Genomic DNA, 3,411 nt, shown 5'->3' with positions numbered 1-3,411 from the left:
CATCACATTCGCCTACCACAACGGTGACGAGGCTATCCTCAAGGCCAAACGTGATCCTTCTTCAACAGCCTGCTAGGCGGCTCGGATACCGAATCCGATTACTTGTCCGCCACCTTCGGTAAAATGCCGAATAAAAAGCATCGACAATGAAATATAGCCTATTGCATAATGTTGAGCCATGGCATAGCTTATCGTTATCCTCCCGAAGCTGCGGAAAGCCTTTTCATGTCGGAAGCAGACGTCACAGCCCCCCGGTCCGCATGGCGGTTCGCCAGACGGGAGGAAGACGATCAGCCCAGCCTGCGCGAGGTCAATTCCACCATCGCGGTGCCTACAGGGGTCTGGTTCCGCCGCCTGTTCGCCTTCATGGGTCCGGGCTACATGGTTTCGGTCGGCTATATGGACCCGGGCAACTGGGCGACCGACCTCGCCGGCGGCGCCCAGTTCGGCTACACGCTTTTGTTCATTATCATGCTGTCGAACCTGATGGCGATCCTGCTGCAGGCGCTCGCCGCGCGGCTTGGCATCGCCACCGGCCGCGACCTCGCCCAGGCCTGCCGCGCCTACTATCCGCGCCCGGTCAACTTCGTGCTGTGGATCGCCTGCGAGCTCGCCATCATCGCCTGTGACCTCGCCGAGGTGATCGGCACCGCGATCGCGTTGCAGCTCTTGTTCGGCATCCCGCTGATCGGCGGCGCCATTCTCACAGCGCTCGACGCTTTCCTCGTGCTGCTCCTGATGAACAAGGGGTTCCGCTATCTCGAAGCCTTCGTCGTCGCGCTTCTGATCATCATCTTCAGCTGCTTTGCCATCCAGATCTTCGTTGCTGCCCCGCCGGCCGGCACGATCCTGCATTCGATGTTCGTGCCGTCATCCGAGATCGTCACCAATCCGGCGATGCTCTACATTGCCATCGGCATCATCGGTGCCACGGTGATGCCGCATAACCTCTATCTGCATTCCTCGATCGTGCAGACCCGCGCCTATGAGCGCACCGAGGCGGGCAAACGCGATGCCATCAAATGGGCGACGACGGACTCCACCATTGCCCTGATGCTGGCGCTGTTCGTCAACGCCGCCATCCTGATCGTCGCGGTGGTCGCCTTCCACGATACTGGGCACCAGCATGTCGCCGAGATCGACCAGGCTTTCAAGCTGCTGTCGCCGCTGCTTGGCCTCGGCATCGCCTCGATCCTGTTTGCCGTGGCCCTGCTGGCCTCGGGCCTCAACTCGACGGTGACGGCGACGCTGGCCGGCCAGATCATCATGGAAGGTTTCCTGCGGCTGCGCATCCCCAACTGGGCAAGGCGCCTTTTGACGCGCGGCGTGGCCATCGTTCCGGTGGTGGTCGTCACCGCGCTCTATGGCGAGAAGGGCACCGGCCAGCTGCTGGTATTCAGTCAGGTGATCCTGTCCATGCAGCTGCCTTTCGCGGTCATCCCGCTGGTGCAATTCGTCTCCGACAAGAAGAAGATGGGCAACCTCGCCATCCCGCGCGGCGTGGCGGCACTGGCCTGGGTGGTCGCGGCCATCATCCTGGTGCTCAATTTCAAGCTGCTCTACGACACCATGTCCGGGGTTGGTTGAAGTCCGTTTAATCCCGGGACAAACCGCCAGATCGCTCTATCTTTCCTGATGCCATGAGCAACATCAACGACATCAGGAGATTCTACGCGCGGCTGATGGCAGCCAACGCCGCCTCGTCGGACCCGCGCCTGGAAGAGGTGTTCGCCAGCGTGCCGCGCGAAGCCTTCCTCGGCCCCGGGCCATGGACGATCATTGCCGGAAACGCCACATTTATGACGCCAAGCGCCGATCCGGCTCACATCTACCAGAACGTGCTGGTGGCGCTCGACGCCGACAAGGGCATCAACAATGGCGAGCCCTTCCTGCATGCCATGTGGATCGGAAAACTCGCGCCAAAGCCGGGCGAGGCCGTCACGCATATCGGCGCCGGCAGCGGTTACTACACGGCTCTGCTCGCCACGCTGGTTTCGCCGGGCGGCACCGTCGCTGCTTTCGAACTCGACGACCAGATGGCCGAACTGGCGCGCGGAAATCTCGAAGCCTACGGCAATGCCACTGTTGTCCAAGGCGATGCCGTGACCTCGCCCCTGCCGCCATCAGACATCGTCTATGTCAATGCTGGTGTCGTGGCCCCTCCCGCCGGATGGCTGAAGGCGTTGCGCCCGGGCGGCCGCATGATCTTCCCGTGGCGTCCGGCCGAGCGCGTTCCGTTCGCGGTGATGGTGACCCGCGGCGAAAAAGGCTTCGCCTGCCATCCATTCATGCGCTCGTGGTTCATCCCTTGCGTCGGGGCGTCGACCGCGGATACCGCCGCGAAGATCCCGACACGCGAAGAGGCCGCGCGCAGCCGCTCGATCTGGCTGATCGAGGACAGGCCGCCGGACGGCACCGCCACGGCAATCTTCGGCGAAGTCTGGTTCTCCTCCGACCCCGTTCACGCCGGCGGCAACGGCTAATGCATGTCGCCCGGAAGTGTCCTCGGTTCCGGGATAACGACATGCATAAAATCAGAAGCTACAGCAGATCGGGCGAATCCTATTCGCCGCAACATGCTGTAAAAATTTGTCGTCGCGTGTCGAAAAGGAGGCCAGCCGTTCGTCCTAAGGCTGAATCCGGCCGTGACGGTGCGGATCGCAAAAAAGGAGAAGACGGATGAGAAAGATCATCGCCGCGACCTTCGTCAGCCTCGATGGCGTCATGCAGGCCCCAGGTGGACCGGAAGAAGATCCGGTCGGCGGCTTCAAATTCGGCGGCTGGACGTTCCACTATTTTGACGAGGTGGCGGGCGCGGCAATGGATGAACTGTTCTCCAAACCCTTCGCCCTGCTGCTCGGCCGCAGAACCTATGACATCTTCGCCGCGTACTGGCCGTACCAGAAGGATCCGATCGCGGATGCCTTCAACCCAGCGACCAAATATGTGGCGACGCATCGGCCGGATACCCTGACCTGGCAGAACACGCACGCGCTTGGGCCCGATATCATCGCGACTTTGCGCCGCCTCAAGCAGGAAGATGGACCTGACCTGCTCATCCAGGGATCTGGCAATCTCATTCAGACCTTGCTCGCCAACGGGCTGATCGACGAGATCCGGCTGATGACCTTCCCGCTGTTGCTGGGCAAGGGCAAGCGGCTGTTCGGCGACGCCGCGATGCCGGCCGCCTTCAAGCTTATCAAATCGCAGGCTTCCACCACCGGCGTCATCATGGCGACCTACGAGCGCGCCGGCGAAATCGAGGTCGGCTCTTTCGTCACGGGCAAGCCCTCCGACGCCGAGCTCGAACGGCGGAAAAATTGGAAGTGAGTGGTTCTTTCTCCCCGTCACTATACGGGGAGAAATGCCCGGCTGTCCGAACCGGATAGATAGGTAACAGAATGGACCGAT

The 3,411-nt window shown here is 61.6% G+C and carries 3 protein-coding genes; all 3 read left to right on the top strand.

Going from position 1 to position 3,411, the window contains the following annotated elements:
- The first annotated feature begins 225 nt into the window (after positions 1-225).
- The 3 genes from LB536_RS30880 (at position 226) to LB536_RS30870 (ending at position 3,330) form a co-directional block, all read left to right on the top strand.
- Positions 226-1,587 carry an Nramp family divalent metal transporter gene (locus tag LB536_RS30880; protein ID WP_224599127.1) on the top strand — a complete coding sequence of 454 codons (1,362 nt, stop codon included), beginning with the start codon at positions 226-228 and terminating at the stop codon, positions 1,585-1,587.
- A gap of 53 nt (positions 1,588-1,640) precedes the next feature.
- Positions 1,641-2,483 carry a protein-L-isoaspartate O-methyltransferase family protein gene (locus tag LB536_RS30875; protein WP_224599125.1) on the top strand — a complete coding sequence of 281 codons (843 nt, stop codon included), beginning with the start codon at positions 1,641-1,643 and terminating at the stop codon, positions 2,481-2,483.
- A 196-nt stretch (positions 2,484-2,679) separates the two neighbouring features.
- Entirely contained in the window at positions 2,680-3,330 is a 651-nt protein-coding gene (locus LB536_RS30870) for a dihydrofolate reductase family protein (protein WP_140761131.1), read from the top strand.
- Positions 3,331-3,411: the final 81 nt, after the last annotated feature.

The organism is Mesorhizobium sp. ES1-3, assembly GCF_020164795.1.
Lineage (GTDB): Bacteria > Pseudomonadota > Alphaproteobacteria > Rhizobiales > Rhizobiaceae > Mesorhizobium.
The sequence above is the reverse complement of the archived record's forward strand: the minus strand, read 5'-3'. Positions and strand labels throughout refer to the sequence as shown.

Excerpts from the sequence above, each read along its gene's own strand:
- LB536_RS30880 (WP_224599127.1), top strand. The coding sequence starts at position 226 with ATGTCGGAAGCAGACGTCACAGCCCCCCGGTCCGCATGGCGGTTCGCC.
- LB536_RS30875 (WP_224599125.1), top strand. The coding sequence starts at position 1,641 with ATGAGCAACATCAACGACATCAGGAGATTCTACGCGCGGCTGATGGCA.
- LB536_RS30870 (WP_140761131.1), top strand. The coding sequence starts at position 2,680 with ATGAGAAAGATCATCGCCGCGACCTTCGTCAGCCTCGATGGCGTCATG.